General features: G+C 70.0%; 2 protein-coding genes and 1 pseudogene. 2 read left to right on the top strand and 1 reads right to left on the bottom strand.

Annotated elements, in window-relative coordinates; genetic code table 11:
* A partial coding sequence (locus tag GJ634_RS14915) for a DnaJ C-terminal domain-containing protein (RefSeq protein ID WP_157503622.1) occupies window positions 1-864 on the top strand: 864 nt, incomplete at its 5' end.
* Between the two features lie 316 nt (window positions 865-1,180).
* On the opposite strand, the gene GJ634_RS14910 is transcribed toward GJ634_RS14915, so the two are convergent.
* On the bottom strand, window positions 1,181-2,050 hold the full coding sequence (locus GJ634_RS14910; protein ID WP_157503621.1) for a 3-hydroxyacyl-CoA dehydrogenase family protein: 870 nt from the start codon (window positions 2,048-2,050) through the stop codon (window positions 1,181-1,183).
* 84 nt (window positions 2,051-2,134) lie between these two features.
* On the opposite strand from GJ634_RS14910, the pseudogene GJ634_RS14905 reads away from it, so the two are divergent.
* Window positions 2,135-2,438, top strand: a pseudogene (locus GJ634_RS14905) (hypothetical protein); the annotation flags it as partial.

Genomic DNA, 2,438 nt, shown 5'->3' with positions numbered 1-2,438 from the left:
GGCGGCGGCGGTGGCGGCGCGGGCGGCATGGGCGACATCTTCGACCAGTTCTTCGGCGGTGGCGGCCGCGGCCAGCAGGGCCCCCAGCAGGGCCGCGACCTCCGCACGCGCCTGTCCATCACGCTCGAGGAAGCCTACGAGGGCGTCCAGAAGCAGGTCACCGTCCGCCGGCCCGAGACCTGTCCCGACTGCGACGGCGCCGGCTACCCCGACGACGCCGACGTGCGGACGTGCCCGCAGTGCGACGGCCAGGGTCAGGTCACGCAAGTCCGGCAGACGCCGCTCGGCCGCGTCCAGCAGACCCAGGAGTGCTCGCGCTGCGGCGGCGACGGCGAACTCGCCTCCGAGACGTGTTCGACCTGCAGCGGGCAGGGCCAGGTCCGGGAGCGCGCGACGCTCACCGTCGACGTCCCCGCCGGGATTCGCTCCGGGCAGACGCTCCGCATGGACGGCGAAGGCGCGCCCGGCGACCGCGGCGCCCGCAACGGCGACCTCCTCGTCGAAGTCGAGGTCGAAGACCACCCCGACTTCGAACGCGACGGCAACGACCTCCATCACCGCCACGCCGTCTCCTTCCCGCAGGCCGTCTTCGGCGACGAAATCGAAGTCCCCACCCTCGACGGCGGCGCCACCTTCGACCTCGACGCCGGCACCCAGAGCGGCGAGACCTTCCGCCTCAAAGGGAAGGGGATGCCCCGCCTCCGCGGCCGCGGCAGCGGCGACCTCTACGTCACCGTTCAGGTCGTCACGCCCGAATCCCTCAACGAGGAACAGCGCGAAGCATTAGAGCAGTTCGCGGAAGCCGGCGGCGAAGAGATCGACGTCGAACAGGGCTTCTTCGAGAAACTGAAGAGTTCCTTCTGAGGGCGCTTTTGCGCTGCGGGCGCGCTCCGCGCGCCCTCGGCAAAACCGACACCAAAAGCACTCCTCGCTCCCGGTGGTCGCTCGTCGGCCCGCGCTCCCTCTCGGTCGCGCGGTGATCCGCGTCGCTCGGGTTCTCCGAACCGCTCGCTCCCGGATGCTAGCTTGCCGGCTGCTCCAATAGGGGCCACACCACTTCCCGCGTAGGTTCAAGTAGGAAGCCGGGACCAACCCGGTGCGTGACCTGACGAGGGGCCGGTGCGCTCGGACGCGGAACGGCGGCAGCGCGCACCGGAACCGGTTCGCCGCCTGCGAGCCCTTAGGAGTCCTCGTCGTACTCGTAGAACCCCTTGCCGGTCTTCTTCCCGAGGTCGCCGGCGTCGACCTTCCGCTTGAGGAGGTACGCGGGCTTGTACCGGTCGCCGAGCTCCTCGTGGAGCGTCTCGCTGGCGTCGAGACAGATGTCCAGCCCGATGTGGTCGGCGAGTTCGAGGGGGCCCATCGGGACGTTCGTACCGAGTTTCATCCCCTTGTCGATGTCCTCCTTCGAGGCGACGCCCTCGTCGAACGCGCGGATGCCCTCGTTGATCCACGGCATCAGGATGCGGTTCGTCACGAACCCGGGCTTGTCGTCGGACTCCCACGTCTCCTTCCCGAGGTCCTCGGCGAAGTCGTGGGCGAGGTCGACGGCCTCGTCGCTGGTCTTCTCGCCGACGACGACCTCCACGCCCTTCATCACCGGCACCGGGTTCATGAAGTGGAGGCCGACGACGCGGTCTTCGCGCTCGGTCGCGGCCGCGATGGTCGTAATCGAGAGCGTGGACGTGTTCGTCGCCAGCGGCACGCCGTCGGGGACCTCCTCGTCCAGCTCCGCGAAGACGTCGCGCTTGACGTCCATGTTCTCGACGGCGGCCTCCACGACGAAGTCCGTCTGCGAGAAGTCCGCGAGGTCGGTCGTGCCGACGATGCGGTCGAGGATGGCGCCGCGGTCGTCGGCGTCGACTTCGCCCTTCTCGACGAGGCGGTCGAGGGAGTCCTCGATGCGGTCGAAGGCGTCTTCGACGAACTCCGCCTCGACGTCCCGCATCAAGACGTCGTAGCCGGCGGTCGCGGCGACCTGTGCGATGCCGGCGCCCATCGTGCCGGCGCCGACGACGCCGACGGTGTCGATGTCTCGGAGGTCTCGCATGTCCGCGACTCCGGCCGGCCGACACCTAAGCGTACCGGGACGTGGAAACACTGAAGCACCTCCGGGGGCTTCGTCCCGCCAACTGTGGCAGACGAGGACACGCGGGAGGCGTTGCTGTCGCTGCGCTGCGTCGGCCCAGCGACCGCGGACGTCCTCGTGGACGCCGGCGTCGACGCCCAAGACGTCGAGTCGAAGGCCGTCTCCCACGCCGAGCTCGTCGACGTCGGCGTCAACCCCGGCGTGGCGGCGCGCATCCGTCGCGAGCACTCCCTCCAGTGGTCCTTCGAGGGCGGTCAGGACCTCGACCGGCGCGCCGAGCAGGTGCGGGGCCTCCACGACGAGGAACGCGAGTGGGTCGCGGCGAGCTACGGCGACGACGAGGCGTCCG

The sequence above is a fragment of the Halobacterium sp. CBA1126 genome (assembly GCF_009741975.1).
Taxonomy (GTDB): Archaea; Halobacteriota; Halobacteria; order Halobacteriales; family Halobacteriaceae; genus Halobacterium.
Note: the sequence above shows the minus strand (reverse complement) of the source record. Positions and strands in the feature narration are given on the sequence as shown.

What these genes read in the sequence shown, in the direction of transcription:
- GJ634_RS14910 (WP_157503621.1), bottom strand. Translation starts at nt 2,050, where the DNA reads ATGCGAGACCTCCGAGACATCGACACCGTCGGCGTCGTCGGCGCCGGC.